Raw genomic sequence first — 18,771 nt, forward strand, 5'->3', positions numbered from 1 at the left:
TCGAGCTCGATTCATGCGCAGGCGCGCGAGCACGCGCCGATTCGACCCTAGCGAGTTGAAACCCAAGGTCCAAGTCGAACCGGTTCAACAGGAGTGGACGGTTCGAAATCAGCAGTCCGGCCGAGCGTCTGTCTTGAGCGCGCCGGCGTCGTCCGTGCGGCAGTCCTGGACGCGGTGAACTTCGCGCTTGCCAGTCGCCGGGGCGTGGATGTCCACCCCGAATTGCGAGAGGACGAGGGCGGCCAGCAGGGCGACAAGGCCGGCGATCAGTTCGACCAGCACCTGCATTGAAAACTCCTCCCCGCCCGCTCGGCTGCGCACTTATGCGCCTTTTTGGCGAACGTCACAATCCTGCCGCCAAAGATTGACCGCGCCGAGGGTCCATGGAACGGAGACGGCAAGGGTCCCATCGCGGTGTCACGCGAATCGGGCAGGCAGGCGGAATGACCCAAGTCGCTGACGGCTATGAAGGAAGTCTGTTGGGCCCCGGCGCCGGGGTGTGGCGCAGCGCGCCCGCCGGCCGCTTCTCGATTCTGATGGAGAATGAGGCCTATTTCGACGCCCTCTCGTCCGCCCTGCAAAAGGCGGAGCGGTCGATCGTCATCCTGGGTTGGCAGTTCGACCCCCGCACCCACCTGGACCCCGAAACCCGGCCCGGTGAGAAACAGCATGAGATCGGCCATCAGCTGCGGATGCTGGTGAAGCGCAAGCCCGAACTCGACGTTCGGCTTCTGATCTGGAAATCACCGCTGCTGATCGCGGCATCCCAAGGCTTTTATCCGCACCGGGCCCAGCGCTGGTTCCGCAAACGTATGGTCGAGTTCCGCATGGACGCGCCGGGCCCGATCGGCGCCTGCCATCATCAGAAGGTGATCGTGATCGATGACCGGGTCGCCTTCTGCGGCGGGGGCGACATCTCGACCGACCGCTGGGACTCAGACGAGCATCTGGACGGGGATCCGCGGCGAGCCCTGCCCAGCGGGCTCATCTGCAAGGCGCGTCACGAGGTGATGTGCGTCATGGACGGCGAAGCGGCGCGCGCCCTAGGCGACCTGGCGCGCGAGCGCTGGTTCCGTGCGACCTGGGAAAGGACTGCGCCGGACGAGGTGGACAACGACCCCTGGCCGGACGGCGTGCCGGTTCAGATGACCAATGTCCCGATCGGCATCGCCCGGACCGAGCCGAAATGGTCAGGCCGTCACGAGGTGCGGGAAAACGAGACCCTGCATCTGGAGTCGATCCGACGCGCCAAACGGCTGATCTATTTGGAGAACCAATATTTCACCTCGCCCGTGATCGCCGCCGCCTTGGCCGAACGGCTGGCGGAGGTGGACGGGCCGGAAGTGGTGGTGGTGTCCACCGGCAAGAGCCCCAGCTGGTTCGACAGCATCACCATGGACACCGCCCGCGCCGAGGTCCTGTACCGGCTGGAGCAGGCGGACCGTTACAACCGCTTCTTCGCCTTTTCCCCCCTGACCAGAAGAGGCGACCGGATCATCGTCCACGCCAAGGTGTCCATCATTGACGATCAGCTGCTGCGGATCGGCTCCACCAATCTGAACAATCGGTCGATGGGGCTGGACACCGAATGCGACGTGGCCGCCGAACCCCGGGACGACGCCGGGCGCGCAGTAATTCGCGCCCACCGCCATCGCACGATCGCGCACTGGATCGGCGTCGCCGCCGAAGAGTTCGCCGCCGTGGAGGGAGTGATGGGGTCCACCGGGGCGGCCATCTGCAGCTTCGAAAGCGAGCGGCTGCGACCGCTGGGCGCCGAACCCCCGACGGCTATCGAGCGCCTTATCGCCGAATGGCAGTTGGGCGACCCCACCTCCACGGGCGACGCCTGGCGGCCGTGGAAACGGTTGAATCGATCCCATCGAACGCGGCCCGCCTCCGAGGGCGGCCTGGCGCCGGGCTGAGGCTCCGCGCAGCGGTTCCGTCCGGAAGGCCCCGGCTCTAAGCCGGATGAGCGAGTTCAGGCGTCCGGAACGATGTCGAAGTCGATGATCAGAGGCAGGTGATCCGACGCCACCCTCGCCAAGGGAGAAAAGTCGGATCTTACGCCCGTGACGCGGATCTCGGGGCTGACGAAGCAATGGTCGATCCGGATCGCCGGAAAGCTGGACGGAAAGGTTTTCACCGAAGGCTTCAGATCGAGGCGACGCTGACAGTCGTCGAGACGCCGCGCCAAGGTCTGATAGGGGCGGGTGATCGATGTGGCGTTGAAGTCTCCGGCCAGCAGGGTCGGACCCTGACATCCGCCCAGCCAGCCTGACCCGACCAGGGCGGCGGCCTGCAGTCTTTGCTCCCGAGGCACAAGGCCAAGATGGGTGTTCAGAACATTCACGGCCGCGCCGTCGATCATGATCTCGGACCAGAGGGCGCCGCGCGGCTCCAATCCCGGAATGCCGCGGACGGTAGGCAGGGCGTCGGCTCGGATCAACCGCTCGGGGTGGGGGGTCAGGATGGCGTCGCCGTAAAGCTCGGCCTCCACTCGCATGGCGGGGTGAAAGCGCGAGGTCATGGCCAGGCCCTGAGCTATGGCCTCGGCCTGATCGACTCTGCCCGTGCGCCGCCGACCGACATCCAGCTCCTGGAGGCAGACGATGTCCGGCTCATGCTCGCCGATGACGGCGACGATCCGACCGACGTCCAGGCGCTTGTCCGTGCCGACGCAGCGGTGAACATTATAGGTCAAGAGGCGAGGCATGATTTCCCGGTAGGCGGGGGCAGGGACGCAGGGCTAGACCTTTTGGGCGCGGATTACGACGGCGGTGCGACGATCAAAGGACGATCAGCCGGTCCGAAAGCTCATTGGGATTGTCGGGGCGGGGTGGAAAATGCGCAGCCAGCACATCGCCGCACTGTCGAACTGCGGCCTCGAAACCGGCCGCAGGCGACCCGGCTTTCAGCCCCCGCACCAGGGCGGCCACGGCGTCGGCCCAGACGCCCGCATCGACCTTCTGAAGGATCAGCTCGTCCGTGATCAGCTCGACCTGATGTTCCGCCAGGGCGGCGAGGATCAAAACGCCGGTCCGTTCGCGCGTGACATGGACGCCGTGGGCGAGGAACTGCTGCAAGGCGGCGGCCCGAACCCGCGCACGCCGGATCGAGCGCGGCGTGACCCAACGCAGCACCGGCGGAATGCGCGTCAGCACGAAGACGAGGGCGAAGAGAAGGGCCTGGATCAGGGCATAGACGGCCAAGGTCTGGCCCGCGACCGCTGATGTCGATGCATGCGCAGCCTGCCAGCCGCTCGTCGGCCAACCTTCGGGCCAACTCAGACCGAAGCCGAAGGGAATGAGCAGGGCCGGGACCGCCAGAGCCGCCAATGCAGCCCAGACCAGGCTGACATCGACATAGGACGAAACGCGCCCGGCCAGAACGCAGAAAATCTCGCCTGAGGTGGCCCGTTCGGCCTGGCCCACCGCTTCGGCGATGCGGCCCCGATCGCCTTCGGTCAGTCGCATCACCATCCTCCCGAGGCGCCGCCGCCGCCGAACCCGCCGCCGCCGCCCTTGAATCCGCCAAAGCCCCCTCCGCTGAAACCTCCGCCGCCGCGTCCGGCGTTCTTCAAGGCCTCGGACGCCGCCCAGATCAGTATGGGCGATACGCCGTCGCGTCGATGGCGGCGGCCGCCGTTCGCAAAACCGACCCCGATGACGAAGAGGCCCAAGCCGATGAGGGCGATGACGATCAGGGGGATCGCCGGACCGGAGTCGGCCTCTTCCGCCTGGGCCGCAGCGGCCCGCGCCTCCGCCTCGGCCGGGTCAAGCCGAAGCTGTTCGATCAGGCCGTCCACGCCGTTGACGATCCCGCCCGAATAGTCGCCCTCGCGGAACGCCGGCAGGATTCGGTTGCGAATGAGCTGGGACGAGAAGGCGTCGGTCAAGATCGGCTCCAACCCATAGCCGACCTCGATCCGGACCTTGCGTTCCGTTGGGGCCACGATCAGCAGGGCGCCGTTGTCCTGATCCTTTTGCCCGATCCCCCAGGCGCGCCCCAGTTGATAGCCGTAGTCCTCGATCTCCAGCCCATCCAGACTCGGCACCGTAACCACGACCAGCTGGTCGCTGGACTGAGCCTCCAGCGCCGCCAGCTTTTCCGTAAGGGCCTGCTCCGTCGCCGCGTCCAGAAGATCCGCCTGATCGACGACACGGCCGGAAAGGGGCGGAAAAGCCGGCTCCGCCAAGGCCGCCGACGCGACCGCCAGGGCGATGATCAAGGTCGTGAGAAGGCCCGCCAGACCGGCCGCGACCGCACGATGTTTCACTCGGGCGAGAAAACCGCTCACGAGGACGTCACTGCGCGGGCGGGGCGGATCCCGGCGTCACCGGCGCCGCCCCGCCGCCCGGTGCAGCGGCCGGCGCTCCGAGGTTGAACTCCACCTTGGGCGCCGACTGGGCTTCGGCCGTCGCGGTGAACAGCTGCATCGGCTGCGAGCCGGAATGGACCGTCTTGGCCCAGATCACATTGGGGAAGGTCCGCAGGGTGGTGTTGTAGTCCCGCACGGCCTCATTGTAGTCGCGGCGGGCGATGGTGATCCGGTTTTCCGTCCCCTCCAGCTGAGACTGCAGGGTCAGGAAGTTCTGGTTGGCCTGGAGCTGGGGATAGGCTTCGACAGAGACCAGAAGGCGCGACAGAGCGCCGGAAAGCTGCCCCTGGGCCTGCTGGTACTGCTGAAAGGCCTGGGGATTGCTGAGGTCAGCGGCCGAGACATTGACCGAAGTCGCGCGGGCGCGGGCGTTGATCACCTCCGTCAAGGTGGTGCGTTCCTGGATCGCCGCGCCCTGAACGGTGGCGACCAGATTGGGCACCAGATCCGCCCGGCGCTGATACTGGGCCTGGACGTCGGCCCAGGCGGCTTCAGCCCGTTCCTGTTTGGTCGGAATCGTATTGTAGCCGCAGGCGGACACCGCCGGAACAGCGACGAGCGTTGCGGCCAAGGCCAGAGCGCGAGCATTGGAACGAGCCATGGTTTCTCCCCTCTCGGCGATCAGCGCCGTGGCGGCGACTATCGCCCTACGGCCGCAACGCTTCAAGCGTCCAATGGCTCCGGTTCGACGCCGATGGAGCGACAGGCGGCCGAATAGGTGTTGGCCAGCAGGCAGGCGATAGTCATGGGGCCGACGCCGCCGGGAACTGGGGTGATGCGACCCGCGATCTCCACCGCTTCCTTGAAGGCGACATCGCCGACCACGCGGGTCTTGCCCTCGGCCGCCTTGACCGGATCGGCGGACGGTACGCGATTGATGCCGACGTCGATCACGGTCGCGCCCGGCTTGATCCAGTCGCCCTTGATCATCTCAGGCCGGCCGACGGCGGCCACCAGTATGTCGGCCGTGCGGCAAAGGGCGGCCAGGTCGCGGGTCTTGGAATGGGCCACGGTGACGGTGCAGTTTTCGGCCAGCAGCAGCTGCGCCATCGGCTTGCCCACGATGTTCGACCGGCCCACGATGACGGCGTTCAGACCCGTCAGGTCGCCCAGCTGATCCTTCAACAGCATCAGACTGCCCAGCGGGGTGCAGGGGACCATGCCGGGCAGTCCGACCGCCAGCCGTCCCGCATTGACCACATGAAAGCCGTCGACGTCCTTGTCGGGATCAATGGCGTCCAGAACGACCGAGGAGTCGATGTGTTTCGGCAGCGGCAACTGCACCAGAACGCCGTGGATGTCGGCATCGGCGTTCAAGGTCGCGATGAGGGCGAGCAGATCTTCCTGGCTGATCGTGTCGGGCAGGCGGTGGGTGTCGGACCGCATGCCGGCGCGCAGCGTGGTCTCGCCCTTGTTGCGGACGTAGATCTGGCTGGCCGGATCTTCGCCGACGATGACGACGGCCAGGCCAGGCTTCACCCCCTCATTGGCCTCCAGGCGGGCGGCGGCGGCGGCGACCCGGTCCACCAGGGCGGCCGCATAGGCCTTGCCGTCGATCAGTATGGCGTGCGCGGGCTCGGCCGACATGAGAGCTCCTGGGCGAGAAGGGACGGAAAGGGGATGGCGCGATTTACAGCCGTCCCCGTTCTGCGTCTATGATCGGGCGCAAACTCTTGGAGTGTTCTTCATGAAGCCCTCGCTTCTCGCCGCCGCCGGCGCCCTGGCCCTGATCTGGAGCGTCTCGCCCGCCCTGGCGCAGGAGGCTGCCAGCCTGAGGATCGGCGCGACCGTTGACGGCGCCCTGGGGGACGGCGACGCCCGGGACACCGACGGCGACTATGTCTACGACGACTATCGATTCGCCGCGCGCGCGGGCCAGCGGCTGGAGGCGGTGCTGAGATCCGACTCCTTTGACGCCTATTTGGCCCTTTACGCCGAAGGATCGGACGAGGCCTTGGCGGAAGACGACGACGGTCTGGGTGAGGGCACGGACGCGCGGCTGCGCTTTACGCCCGAAGAGGACGGAACCTATGTGCTGCGGGCGCGGACCCTGTCGGGAACGGACGGCGGGGGCTACAGCCTGTCGCTCCGCGAACGGCCCGCCCCGGCCCGAGCGCCCCGGCCCGCGCGGATCCGACTGGGCGCCGAGGAGGCCGGCGAACTGACCGACCGCGACCCCCAACAGGAGGACGGCGGTTCCTATGACGCCTACGGCTTCCGAGCGGAACAGGGCCAGAGAGTCATCATCACCCTGAACTCCGACGACTTCGATACTCTGGTGCGGGTCGGGCGAATGGCGGGCGGCGACTTCGTCGAACTGGCTCACAATGACGACGGCCCCGATCAGGGGCTGAACTCCCGCCTCGTCTTCACGGCGCCGACGGCGGGCGACTATGTGATCCGCGCCACGGCCGTGCAGGACGGAACCGGCGCCTATACGATCGGACTGGCGCCCGCCCCTGACGCCCCGCCGGCGAAACCCCTCGCGATCGGCGATAAGGTCGAGGGCGAACTGAATGCCGACACGGGGGCCAATGACGACGGTCAACGCGCCCAGCTGTATCGCTTCAGCGCTGAGGCGGGTCAGCGGGTCGCCATTGAACTGTCGTCAAAGGATTTCGACACCTATCTGGTCCTGCGAAACGGTGTTGATGGCAGTGTGATCGCCCAGGACGACGACGGCGCAGGCGTGGGTACGAATTCGCGCCTGACGGCGACCCTCGATACGGCGGGAGACTATGTGGTCGAGGCGCGGGCCTTCAGCGGCGACGGAGAGGGACGATTCACCTTGACCGTCAGCGAAGTCGCGCCCCCGCCGCCGCCGACGCCGATACAGTTCGGCGACACGGTCGAAGGCGAGATCAAGACCGAAGATCCCCAGTCAGATGGCGGCAAACACTATCACGCCTACGCCTTCTCCGGCGCGGAGGGACAGCGTATCCAGGCGATCCTTCGATCCGGCGACTTCGACGCCTATCTGGAGGTTGGGGCCGCCGAAGGCGATTTCACCGCCTTGGCCAGCGACGACGACGGCCTGGCCCAGGGTACGGATTCGCGGCTGAACTTCACCCTGCCGAAGACCGGCGACTACGTCATCCGGGTCATGCCCCTGTCGGCGGAAGAGGACGGGCTCTACGCCCTCGAACTGACCGAGCGCGGCCCGGAGCCGGAACCCGGCAGCATCCTGGTCGGCGCCACGGCGCGCGGAACCCTGAGTTCCACCGACGCCATGACCGAAGAGGGCGCCTACTACGACGCCTATCGCTTCCAGGCCAAGAAGGACGAGAAGCTGCGCATCACCCTGGTCTCGAACGCCTTTGACGCCTTCCTGGATCTGGGCGAAGGGGGCGAAGCCTTCACCAGTCTGGCGACGGACGATGACGGGCTGTCGGACACCCACGCCAAGCTGGAATGGACCGCGCCGGAAGACGGCTGGTACGTCGTGCGCGCCCAGGCGTTGGCCCCCAATGAGACCGGCGCCTATGCGCTGGCGGTGGAACGCCAGCCCTGATCAGGGGCCGCCTCCGTCTCAGGCGGAGGGCAGCAGGTCGAGGGCGAAGGGGCGGTACCGCCCCGCCCGCACCCCGTCGGTCGCGCGGGCGATGTCGGGCGCGAAATAGTGGTCGCTGGCGTAGGGGGCGGCGGCTTCGCGGACGAGGGCGTAGACCCGTTCCAAGTCCTGGGAACTCGTCAGAGGACGGTGGAACTCCAACCCCTGGGCCGCCGCCAGCAGTTCGATCGCGACCACAGTGGCGGCGTTCTCCGCCATGTCCAGCAGGCGTCGCGCGCCATGGGTCGCCATGCTGACGTGGTCTTCCTGGTTGGCGCTGGTCGGCACAGTGTCGATGCTGCACGGGTGGGCCATCATCCGGTTCTCGGCCACAAGGGCCGCAGCCGTCACCTGGGCGATCATGAAGCCGGAGTTCAGCCCGCTTTCACGAACCAGGAAGGCCGGCAGTTCGCTCATCTTCGGATCGACCAGAATGGCCGTTCGCCGCTCGGAGACATTGCCGATCTCGCACAGGGCCATTGCGATCTGGTCCGCTGCAAAAGCAACGGGTTCAGCGTGGAAGTTGCCGCCTGAAATCACATCCCCGTCGTCAATCAAGACCAGGGGGTTGTCAGTCACTGCATTGGCCTCGCGTTCGAGGGCGTCGGCCGCCGTGGTCAGGACGTCAAGCACGGCGCCCATGATCTGGGGCTGACAACGCAGGGAGTAGGGATCCTGAACCTTGGCGCAGTCGTCTCTATGGCTGTCGCGTATGGCCGAGCCCTGCATCAGCGCTCTCAGCCGGCTCGCGACGGCGATCTGGCCCGGCTGGCCGCGCAGGGCGTGGATTCGTGGATCGAACGGGGCGTCTGACCCCTTCAGGGCGTCGACGGACAGGGCGCCGGCCGCGATCCCTGCGGCAAACACCGCCTCTGCGGCGAACAGACCCGCCAAGGCCAGGGCGGTCGAGCATTGGGTGCCGTTCAGAAGCGCCAGGCCTTCCTTCGGCCCCAGAACCAGCGGCTCCAACCCGATCTTGGCCAGGGCCGCCTGGGCGTCCAGAACCGCGCCGCCCTGACGAGCCTCGCCGACGCCGATCAGGACGCTGCTCATATGGGCGAGGGGCGCAAGGTCGCCCGAGGCGCCCACCGATCCCTTGGATGGGACACAGGGCAGGATGTCCGCCTCGACCAGGGCGATAAGGGCCTCCAGCGTCTGGCGGCGAACGCCCGAGGCGCCGCGGGCCAGGCTGGCGATCTTCAGCACCATCATCAGCCGCGTCACTGGGTCGGGCAGGAGAGGGCCGACGCCGCAGGCATGGCTCAGCACCAGATTGCGTTGCAGGGTCTCAAGATCCTGAGGCGCGATGGAGGTGTTGGCCAGGAGACCGAAGCCGGTGTTGATCCCATAGACCGTTCGCCCTTCAGCGACGATGGCGGCCACCGTCTCGGCGCCGCGCTCCACGTCGGACCAAGCCTGGGGCGTCAGGGCGACCGTCACCGGCCCCTCCAGGACGGCGCGCAACTGGGGCAAGGTCAGGCGCGCAGCGCCGATGATCAGTTCTGTCATGATCAAGCCTCGAGACTGGGAAGATTCAGACCGTGCGCCCGCGCCGCCGCACGGGCGACCTCGTAACCGGCGTCCGCATGGCGCATGACCCCTGTCGCGGGGTCGTTCCACAGGACCCGCTCAAGCCGGCGGGCCGCCTCCGGCGTGCCGTCGGCGACGATGACCACGCCGGAATGCTGCGAATAGCCCATGCCGACCCCGCCGCCGTGATGCAGCGACACCCAGCTGGCGCCCGAGGCCGTGTTCAGAAGGGCGTTCAGCAGGGGCCAGTCCGATACGGCGTCGGACCCGTCCGCCATGGCCTCGGTCTCGCGATTAGGACTGGCGACGGAGCCGGAATCCAGATGATCCCGTCCAATCACGATCGGCCCCGACAACTCGCCCGAGGCGACCATGTCGTTAAACATCAGCCCCGCGCGATGACGATCGCCTAGTCCGATCCAGCAGATCCGGGCCGGAAGGCCCTGAAAGGCGATCCTTTCCTGCGCCATGTCCAGCCAGCGATGCAGGCCCGCATTGTCGGGAAACAGCCGTTTCATCGCCGCATCGGTCTTGCGGATGTCCTCCGGATCGCCGGTCAGGGCCGCCCAGCGGAACGGACCCACGCCGCGGCAGAACAGGGGGCGGATATAGGCGGGCACAAAGCCGGGGAAGTCGAACGCGCGCGCCACGCCCTGATCCAGGGCGACCTGGCGGATGTTGTTGCCGTAATCGACCACGGGCGCGCCGGACGCCTGGAAATCAAGCATGGCCTGGACATGGCGGGCGATGGAGGCGGCGGCGGCTGAAGAGACGGCGCCGGGATCGGACTGGCGGCGGTCCTCCCATTCCGCCACGGACCAGCCGGAGGGCAGATAGCCGTTCACCAGATCGTGGGCGCTGGTCTGATCCGTCACGAGGTCGGGCTTCAGCCCGCGCTTGACAAGTTCAGGCAGAACGTCCGCCGCATTACCCAATAGGCCGACCGAGATAGGTTTTTTGCTGATCTTGGCCTGCTCGATCAGATCGAGAGCCTCGTCCAGGCTTTCCGACATGACGTCGAGATAGCGGGTCTTCAGCCGCATCTCGATCCGGCTGCGCTGGCATTCGACGGCCAGACAGGAGGCTCCCGCCATGGTGGCCGCCAGCGGCTGCGCCCCGCCCATTCCGCCCAGGCCCGCCGTCAGTATCCATCGCCCGGACCAGTCGCCGCCGTAATGCTGGCGACCGGCCTCCATGAAGGTCTCATAGGTGCCCTGAACAATGCCCTGGGTGCCGATGTAGATCCATGACCCAGCGGTCATTTGTCCATACATCATAAGCCCTTTACGGTCGAGTTCTGAGAAATGATCCCAGGTCGCCCACTTCGGCACGAGGTTGGAGTTGGCGATCAGCACGCGTGGCGCATCCGCATGGGTGCGGAACACGCCCACCGGCTTGCCCGACTGGACCAGAAGCGTCTCATCGGGGGCCAGATCGGTCAGGGTTTGGACGATCCGGTCGAAGGCCGGCCAATCCCGCGCCGCCTTGCCGATCCCGCCGTAGACGACCAAATCCTGCGGTCGTTCAGCGACTTCCGGGTCGAGATTGTTCATCAACATCCGGATTGCGGCCTCGGCGGCCCAGGTCCTGGCGGTCCTTTCGGGACCGCGCGGGCTGCGGATCACGCGCATATTGGTCTTCATGTCCGGCTCTCGGCGAAGGTGATGCAGGCGTTCAGGACGCGGCGCAGATGACGGCGCATCGTCTCGGTCCGCTCCGGCTCATAGGGAGTAGGCCAGTTTTCGGGCGTCAGAGCCTCGGCCGGTTCGCGCATATAGCCTCGGTCCGCCAGCTCCATCTGGATGGCGTGCACGCCGGCTTGGGGGCGGCCGTAGCGGCGCGTGGTCCAGCCGCCCTTGAACCGCCCATTGACGACCAGACTGTCCCCGCTGACGGCGCAGGCGGCCTCGACCGCCTGGGTCAGCCGCGGCGCACAGGTGGCGCCGTCATTGTCGCCTATGTTGAACTGGGGCAGTTCGCCGGCGAACAGCCGGGGCGCCACCGATCGGATCGAGTGGGCGTCATAGACGACCAGGGGGCCCTTCGCCTGCAACCGGTCGATCTGGGCCTGAAGCGCCGCATGATAGGGATCGAACCAGGCCGCCCGCCTTTCCTCGATCTCGGCAGCGTCGGGCGCCTGGCCGGGCCGGTAAAGGGGCTCGCCGTCGAAGGTTTCGAGCGGACAGAGGCCGGTCGTGATCTGGCCCGGATAGAGGGATGCGCCGGACGGGTCGCGGTTCACGTCGATCACACTGCGCGACAGGGCGGTGCGAACGGTGGTGGCGCCCATGTCCCGGGCGAAGTCGTAAAGCCGATCCACCCACCAGTCGGCGTCCTTGCGCGCCAGCCAGGGCGAGCTCATCCGCGCCTCGATCGCTGCAGGAATGGTCGTTCCCGTGTGGGGCAGGCCGATGATCAGGGGGGCGGCGCCCTCGTGCACGGTCAGCCAGTCGGACGTCATCTCGGCCTCCCTCGCCAAATCGGATCGTCGTGGTATGTCTAGACATATTGATCGCAACCCGATGGACCTGTCCAGTGACGCCTGAGCCCACGCCCGTCGATCTGTCGCTCTGGTTCGAAGCGGCCCTGCTGCCGCAAGGCTGGGCGCGCGGGGTCAGGGTCCGGGTCCGCGAAGGCCGCATATCCCGTCTGGAGACGGAGGTCGCGCGATCGCCGCAAGACCAGGGCGGCGGCGTGGCCCTGCCGGGCGTCGCCAATCTGCACAGCCACGCCTTTCAGCGCGCCATGGCCGGTTTGACCGAGGCGCGGGGGCCGACCGATGACGACTTCTGGACGTGGCGGCGTCTGATGTACCGGTTTCTGGATCGGGGCGGCCCTGACGAGATCGAGGCCATCACGGCCCTGGCCTTCGCCGAAATGCTGGAGGGCGGCTTCACCCGGGTGGCGGAGTTCCACTACCTCCACAACGACCCGACCGGCGCGCCTTACGCCGACCGGGCGGAGATTGCGACCCGGATCGCGGCGGCGGCCGAGGCGACGGGCATCGGCCTGACCCTGCTGCCGGTCTTTTACGCCCATTCCGGCTTCGGCGGCCTGGCGCCGACCGAAGGTCAGAGACGGTTCATCACCGACCTCGACGGCTATGCGGCCCTTGTCGCCGATTGCCGCGCCCTGACCGCCGGACTGGGGGACGCCAGGGTGGGGGTGGCGCCTCACAGCCTGCGCGCCGTCACGCCGGAACAGTTGCAGGCGCTGCTTGCCATGGCCGGACAGGGGCCGATCCATATACATGTGGCGGAACAGACCAAGGAGGTTGAGGACTGTCTGGCCTGGTCCGGGGCGCGCCCCGTGGAATGGCTGTTGGCCAACGCTCCGGTCGATCCACGCTGGTGCCTGATCCACGCCACCCATGTGGCGGAGACCGAATGGCGGGGAGTCGCCGCGCGCGGGAGCGTGGTTGGCCTGTGTCCGATCACAGAGGCCAATCTGGGCGACGGAATCTTCCCGGCGGCAGCCTATCATCACGCCGACGGCCGCATCGGCGTAGGCACGGATTCCAATGTACAGATCGGCCTGGCCGACGAATTGCGGATGCTGGAATACAGCCAGCGGCTGGCCCTCAGAGGCCGGGCCGTCATGGCTGACCCCGGTCGTTCGACCGGACGGCTCCTCTTTGATCAGGCCCTGGCCGGGGGCGCTCAGGCGACCGGCGTGTCCTGCGGTTTGAGCGTGGGCGCTACGGCGGACATCGTCGCCCTTGACGACGGCCACATCAGTTTCGAGGGCCGGTTCGGAGACGCGGTGCTGGACAGCTGGATTTTCGGGGCGCCCAGAGGGGGCGTCGCCTCGGTCTGGCGCGCGGGACGGCTGGTGGTCCGGCAGGGGCGCCATGTCGCGCGCGACGCCATTGAGGCGCGCTATCGCCAGGCCTTGAAGGCGGTGCTGGCGTGAGCGCGGGGCCGCTGCATCGCCGCATCTATTCCGATCTGGAGGATCGCATCCTTTCGGGCGCCCTCGCGCCGGGGCGGCGGCTGCCGTTCGAACATGAGCTCATGCAGGACTACGGCTGTTCGCGGGCGACCGTGTCCAAAGCCCTGTCGGAACTGGCGGCCCGAGGCTTGGTGACGCGCCGACGCCGGGCGGGCACCTTTGTGGCCCAGCCCAAGGCCCACGCCGCCTTTCTGGCCATCCCCGATCTCAGGGCCGAGGTGACGGAGCGGGGACAGGTCTACGGCTATCGTCTTCTGACGCAGATCGAACGCGGGCCGGCGGACCCTGCCGAAGCGGAGCTAGCGGCCGGCGCGCGCCTTTTGGACCTGACCTGTCTGCACAGCGCCGATTCCATTCCCCTGGCCCTCGAGCGGCGACTGATCGGGCTGAAGGCCGCGCCCCAGGCGATCGCCGTCGATTTTAAACGGGTTTCGCCCGGAAGCTGGCTCCTGGAATCAGAACCCTGGACCGAGGCTGAAAATCGCATCGGGGCGATGGGGGCGGACGCCAAATCGGCGCGCCTCCTGCAGATCAAGAGGGGCGCCGCCTGCCTTTGCGTGGAACGACGGACCTGGCGCGACGGTTTGGGCGTGACCCAGGTGCGCCAGATCTTTCCGGGCGACCGCTATGATCTGGTCGCGCTTTTTTCCTCCGCCCGTTCCGGTGGACGCGCCGGGGAGCCGAGACGATGAAGATCGACCTGCTTCTGACCGACTGCCACGCCGCGACCCTGTCCGAAGGCGAGGGGGGCTATGGGGTGATCGAGGACGCCGCTGTGGCGGCGGCGGAGGGACGCATCGTCTGGATCGGACCTCGGGCGGACCTTCCGACCGTTTCGGCCCGCAGGACGGAGCGGCTCGACGGGCGATGGATCACGCCCGGTCTGATCGACTGCCATACCCATCTGATCTTCGGCGGCGATCGAGCGGCCGAGTTCGAACAGAGGCTGGGCGGCGCGACCTACGAGGCGATCGCCCGGGCCGGCGGAGGGATTCTGTCTTCGGTCCGGGCCACGCGCGCGGCGTCGGAAGCCGAACTGTTCGCCTCGGCCATGGAACGGCTGGAGGGGCTGAAGGCGACGGGGGTCACCACCGTAGAGATCAAGTCCGGCTATGGTCTGGACCGAGACAGCGAGTTGAAGATGCTGCGCGTCGCCCGCCGCATCGGTCGAGAGGGCGGGGTGCGGGTTCGCACCACCTATCTGGGTCTGCACGCCACGCCGCCGGAGCATCGCGCGAACCCCGAAGCCTATGTCGATGAGGCCGTCGAAGACATACTTCCCGCCGCCTGCGCCGAGGGACTGGTCGATGCGGTGGACGCCTATTGCGAGCCGATCGCCTTTTCCCCCGATCAGGTGTCGCGCCTGTTCGACAAGGCGAGAGGGCTGGGTCTGCCGGTCAAACTGCATGCGGACCAGTTGTCCGACAGCGGCGGGGCGGCCTTGGCGGCGCGTTACGGCGCCCTGTCCGCCGATCATATCGAATATGCGACGCAGGCCGGGGTGGCGGCCATGGCCCAGGCGGGGGTCGTCGCGGTGCTGCTGCCGGGCGCCTTTCTGATGCTGCGCGAGACCCGGATTCCGCCGATCGACGCCTTGCGCCGTCACGGCGTCCGAATGGCGGTGGCTACAGATTGCAATCCGGGAACCTCTCCGCTCGCCTCCATGACGGCGGCGATGAATCTGGCCTGCGTTCAGTTTCGACTGACTCCCCAGGAATCTTTGGCTGCGGCGACGCGAGAGGCGGCCCACGCCCTGGGTCTCGGCGCCGACCTGGGGCGTTTGGAGGTCGGTCTCAGGGCCGATCTGGCTGCCTGGGACATCCAAAATCCCGCAGAACTGGCCTATTGGCTAGGCAAGCCTGTGCTGCACGCCCGCTGGCTGGACGGCGTGCGCTCTTAGGTTGCGGGAGCCCGAAATTTAACTATAGGTTGCTTCCATAGCCGGGGAGCAATCTGTGGATGTCGACGCCTTTATCGCGCATTGGGCCCAGGCCCCGATCGGGGAACGGTCGCATTATCAGACCTTCATCATTCAGCTGTGCCGTCTGATCGGGGTCCCGGCGCCCGATGACGAGCGAACCGGCGACCTGGACTATTGTTTCGAGCGGCCGGTCCGCTTCCGGCATGACGACGGCCGCGCGACCCAGGGCTGGATCGACTGCGCCAAGCGCGGCTGTTTCGTGCTGGAGGCCAAACAGTCGTCAAAGCGGCGCGACGGCGGCCCCCTTGATCCGGCGGTCCAACTGTCGCTTTTCCTCAAACCCAGCGCCAGGCCCCGCGCACCTTCGCCCGAGGCGGTGGATCGCCTGATGCGCGCGGCGAAGCGCCAGGCCGAGAACTACGCCAAGGCGCTGGATGAATGGCCGCCCTTCCTGATCATCGTCGACGTGGGCCGGTGCATCGAGGTCTGGTCGGATTTCGATCGTCAGGGGAAGGCCTATATCCCTTTCCCGGATCGCGCCACTTACCGCATCGAGCTGGAGCATCTTCGCGCGCCCGAGGTCCGTGACCGGCTGCGCCGGATCTGGCTCGACCCCCTGTCCTTGGACCCCGCCGCCGCGGTCGCCGAGGCGACGACGGACATCGCCCGACGTCTGGCCTGGCTGGTGCGCTCGATCGGCCAGAGACGATCGGCGGCGGGCGAGGACCGGGTTCAGCGGGCGGCGCGCGCCAACCAGACCGCCCTCTTCGTGATGCAGTGCATCTTCGCCATGTTCGCCGACAGCGTCGGCCTGATCGAGGAGCGGGGTTTTCTGCGGTTTCTCGAAGCCTATCGGGGCAAGGCGGATCGGTTCCACGAAGGGGCGCGGGTCTTCTTCGGCCTTATGGATCAGGGCGGGCATTGTCTGGCGATTCAGCAGCGTCTTCGCCGCTTCAACGGCGGCCTGTTCCGCTCCGCCGTCCCCTTGCCGATCACGGAAGAGGAGCTTGAGGCCCTGATCGCGGCGGCGCGGTGCGACTGGGCTCTGGTCGAGCCGGCCATATTCGGCGCTCTTTTGGAACAGGCCCTGGACCCGCAAGAGCGCGCGGAACTGGGGGCGCACTACACCCCCAGGGCCTATGTCGAACGCTTGATCGAGCCGACCATCATGGAGCCCCTGAGAGCGGACTGGGAGGCGGTCGAGGCTCAGGCCCTGGGGCTCTATCTCGAAGGCGACGTCCAGGGCGCAAGGCGGATGATCCGCACCTTTCACGATCAGCTTTGCCGGGTGCGTGTGCTGGATCCGGCCTGTGGGACGGGGAACTTCCTCTATGTCGCCATGCATATGATGAAGGCGCTTGAGGGAGAGGTTCTGGGCGTTCTGGCGGAAATGGGGGAGGAGCAGGGCCGCCTGGGTCTGGACGGCCATGTCGTCAGTCCCGAACAATTCCATGGGTTGGAAAAGAACGCCTACGCCGCCTGGATCGCCGAGATGGTGATGTGGATCGGCCATCTGCAATGGCATTTTCGCCTGTTCGGCGACGCCGCCCCCTCTGAACCGATTTTGAAGGACTTTCGCCGGGTCGTTCATGCCGACGCCCTGGTCAGTTGTTCGCGGATCGCTGGGCGGCTGGGCGAAACGGGCGGGGATCGTGCGGTCGAACACTATGTCGATCCACGGCCGACGCCCTGGCCGGAGGCGCATTTCATCATCGGCAATCCGCCGTTCATGGGCGGCAAGGATCTGCGTGCGGCCTTCGGCGACGGCTATGTGGCCGCCCTGGACCAGGTGCGCGGCGGTCGGTTTCGCTCCGCCGATCTGGTGACCGTCTGGTGGGATCGTGCGGCCGAGATTCTGACCCGGCCGGGCTCAATCCTGCGCCGCTTCGGCTTCATCACCACCAATTCCGTCACCCAGACCTTTTCGCGCCGTGTCATCGCGCATCATCTCAACCGCCGCCCGGCGGTTCGATTGGTATTCGCCATCCCTGACCATCCGTGGGTCGTCGGCGTCGGCCGCGCCGACGTCCGCATCGCCATGTCGGTGGCGGAAAGGGGGGAGGCGGACGGCCAGGGCCGGTGGCTGGGCGTGACCGACGAGGCCGCCCTCGACACCGATCTTCCCCGTCTGACCTTTCAGGAAAGGCGAGGGGTCATCGGCGCGGACCTGATGATCGACCAGGGTCTGGGCGGGGCGGTCGATCTGAGGTCCAATGCGCACCTGGCCTATCGCGGCGTCCAGCTGATGGGCGCCGGATTCCTGGTGACGCCGGAGCAGGGACGCGCCCTGCTGGGCGGTTCAGAGGTCGGAGCGCCGTCGCCGATCCGCGCCTATCGGAATGGTCGCGACCTGGCTGATCGCAGTCGCAATCTTGAGGTGATCGACCTGTTCGGATGGGACGAGGCCGACGTGCGGCGTCGCCATCCTCTGATCTATCAGCATCTGCTTGAGACGGTGAAGCCCGAACGGGAGCGCAACAACCGCGCCGCCTACAGGGACAGCTGGTGGCTCTTCGGCGAGCCGCGCCGCGAGCTTCGCGCGGCCCTGACGGGTCTTGATCGCTATATTGTGACTGTCGAGACCGCCAAACACCGCTGGTTCCGCTTTCTGGACAAGGACGTCCTGCCCGACAACAAGCTCGTCGTCATCGCCAGTGACGATCCGGCCGTGCTGGCGGTGCTGTCGTCCCGCGTCCATAGGGCCTGGTTCGCCGCGAACGGTGGAAGGATCGGGGAATATCAGCGCGAGGCCGTCTATGTGAAAGGCGTCTGTTTCGACCGCTTTCCCTTTCCCGAGCTGGAGCCGGCCCAGGCGGCTGAACTGGCGGCCCTGGGGGAGGAATTGGACCAGACGCGGGCGCGTGTCCTGGCTGAGAATCCCGACCTCACCATGACAGCGCTTTATAATGCGAGGGCCCGCGCGGCCGATCCCCGTCCCCTCGACGCATCCGAACGGGACAGACATGACCGCGGCCGCATCGGCATCCTCGATCATCTTCATCGCCGGCTGGATGAGCGGGCGGGCAAGGCCTACGGCTGGCCGGCCGATGCGGATGAGGCGACGATCGTGTCGGGATTGACGCAGTTGAATCGGAGGAGGGCGGAGGAGGAGGCGCAGGGACGGGTGCGCTTCGTCCGTCCCGCCTATCAGAGCGAGAAGGTGCGGATCATCACGCCCCAACCCGTTCAGACCGAGGCGGTCCTGGTCTCGCCGCCCAGCCGACCGCAGCTTCCGGAGGAGCCGGGCCCCTTGGCCTCAGCCCTGCTGTTCCGTCTGAGACGCGCCGGCGTCCCCATGCAGCCTGAGCATCTGGCGGCGGCGTTTGAAGGCGGCGGACGGCGCAAGACCCGCACGATCAAACATACGCTGGCGGTCTTGGCCGTTTCCGGGGCGGTTCAACATTCGGAGACAGGCTGGTTCGCCCCCCATCGAGCTTGAAA

At 67.2% G+C, this 18,771-nt stretch carries 15 protein-coding genes; 6 read left to right on the plus strand and 9 right to left on the minus strand.

Features of this window, described 5'->3' with window-relative positions:
- Positions 1-108: 108 nt before the first annotated feature.
- Entirely contained in the window at positions 109-288 is a 180-nt protein-coding gene (locus tag GGQ93_RS04915) for a hypothetical protein (RefSeq protein WP_054765804.1), read from the minus strand.
- 155 nt (positions 289-443) lie between these two features.
- Between GGQ93_RS04915 and GGQ93_RS04920 the strand changes: the two genes are divergently transcribed.
- The gene (locus GGQ93_RS04920; protein ID WP_183215487.1) at positions 444-1,922 is read left to right on the plus strand and encodes a phospholipase D-like domain-containing protein; all 1,479 of its coding nucleotides are present in this window, start codon (positions 444-446) and stop codon (positions 1,920-1,922) included.
- A 56-nt stretch (positions 1,923-1,978) separates the two neighbouring features.
- Here the strand turns inward: GGQ93_RS04920 and GGQ93_RS04925 are convergent, their stop codons facing one another.
- From GGQ93_RS04925 to folD, 5 genes are all read right to left on the minus strand, one after another.
- Positions 1,979-2,713, minus strand: coding sequence for an endonuclease/exonuclease/phosphatase family protein (locus GGQ93_RS04925; RefSeq protein ID WP_183215489.1), 735 nt, complete (start codon positions 2,711-2,713; stop codon positions 1,979-1,981).
- Positions 2,714-2,786: 73 nt separating this feature from the next.
- The gene (locus tag GGQ93_RS04930) at positions 2,787-3,473 is read right to left on the minus strand and encodes a TPM domain-containing protein (RefSeq protein ID WP_224764264.1); all 687 of its coding nucleotides are present in this window, start codon (positions 3,471-3,473) and stop codon (positions 2,787-2,789) included.
- Positions 3,473-4,297, minus strand: a complete 825-nt coding sequence (locus GGQ93_RS04935; RefSeq protein WP_183215493.1) for a TPM domain-containing protein — start codon at positions 4,295-4,297, stop codon at positions 3,473-3,475. Before GGQ93_RS04935 ends, GGQ93_RS04930 begins: the two co-directional genes overlap by 1 nt.
- Positions 4,298-4,304: 7 nt before the next feature.
- On the minus strand, positions 4,305-4,979 hold the full coding sequence (locus GGQ93_RS04940; protein WP_054765800.1) for a LemA family protein: 675 nt from the start codon (positions 4,977-4,979) through the stop codon (positions 4,305-4,307).
- 62 nt (positions 4,980-5,041) lie between these two features.
- Entirely contained in the window at positions 5,042-5,965 is a 924-nt protein-coding gene (gene folD, locus GGQ93_RS04945; RefSeq protein WP_183215495.1) for a bifunctional methylenetetrahydrofolate dehydrogenase/methenyltetrahydrofolate cyclohydrolase FolD, read from the minus strand.
- Positions 5,966-6,065: 100 nt separating this feature from the next.
- Here folD and GGQ93_RS04950 point away from each other — a divergent pair, with 100 nt between their 5' ends.
- Positions 6,066-7,889 (plus strand): PPC domain-containing protein, encoded by a 1,824-nt coding sequence (locus tag GGQ93_RS04950; RefSeq protein ID WP_183215497.1) that lies wholly within the window; start codon positions 6,066-6,068, stop codon positions 7,887-7,889.
- An 18-nt stretch (positions 7,890-7,907) separates the two neighbouring features.
- Here the strand turns inward: GGQ93_RS04950 and hutH are convergent, their stop codons facing one another.
- Genes hutH through hutG form a run of 3 tightly spaced genes read right to left on the minus strand, consistent with a single transcriptional unit; the run spans position 7,908 to position 11,919 of the window.
- The gene (hutH, locus tag GGQ93_RS04955; RefSeq protein ID WP_183215499.1) at positions 7,908-9,437 is read right to left on the minus strand and encodes a histidine ammonia-lyase; all 1,530 of its coding nucleotides are present in this window, start codon (positions 9,435-9,437) and stop codon (positions 7,908-7,910) included.
- Positions 9,438-9,439: 2 nt separating this feature from the next.
- Entirely contained in the window at positions 9,440-11,101 is a 1,662-nt protein-coding gene (gene hutU, locus GGQ93_RS04960; protein WP_183215501.1) for a urocanate hydratase, read from the minus strand.
- Positions 11,098-11,919, minus strand: a complete 822-nt coding sequence (hutG, locus tag GGQ93_RS04965) for an N-formylglutamate deformylase (protein ID WP_183215503.1) — start codon at positions 11,917-11,919, stop codon at positions 11,098-11,100. Before hutG ends, hutU begins: the two co-directional genes overlap by 4 nt.
- 74 nt (positions 11,920-11,993) lie before the next feature.
- Between hutG and GGQ93_RS04970 the strand changes: the two genes are divergently transcribed.
- The 4 genes from GGQ93_RS04970 to GGQ93_RS04985 are packed head-to-tail and all read left to right on the plus strand — an operon-like array spanning position 11,994 to position 18,769.
- Positions 11,994-13,370 carry a formimidoylglutamate deiminase gene (locus GGQ93_RS04970; RefSeq protein ID WP_183215505.1) on the plus strand — a complete coding sequence of 459 codons (1,377 nt, stop codon included), beginning with the start codon at positions 11,994-11,996 and terminating at the stop codon, positions 13,368-13,370.
- On the plus strand, positions 13,367-14,101 hold the full coding sequence (gene hutC / locus GGQ93_RS04975; RefSeq protein WP_183215507.1) for a histidine utilization transcriptional repressor HutC: 735 nt from the start codon (positions 13,367-13,369) through the stop codon (positions 14,099-14,101). The genes GGQ93_RS04970 and hutC overlap by 4 nt, the downstream gene beginning before the upstream one ends.
- Positions 14,098-15,309, plus strand: a complete 1,212-nt coding sequence (gene hutI, locus GGQ93_RS04980) for an imidazolonepropionase (protein ID WP_183215509.1) — start codon at positions 14,098-14,100, stop codon at positions 15,307-15,309. Before hutC ends, hutI begins: the two co-directional genes overlap by 4 nt.
- Positions 15,310-15,364: 55 nt before the next feature.
- Positions 15,365-18,769 carry a class I SAM-dependent DNA methyltransferase gene (locus tag GGQ93_RS04985; protein ID WP_221233570.1) on the plus strand — a complete coding sequence of 1,135 codons (3,405 nt, stop codon included), beginning with the start codon at positions 15,365-15,367 and terminating at the stop codon, positions 18,767-18,769.
- Positions 18,770-18,771 lie beyond the last annotated feature (2 nt).

This window comes from Brevundimonas aurantiaca (assembly GCF_014199955.1).
In the GTDB taxonomy this organism is placed as follows: domain Bacteria; phylum Pseudomonadota; class Alphaproteobacteria; order Caulobacterales; family Caulobacteraceae; genus Brevundimonas; species Brevundimonas aurantiaca.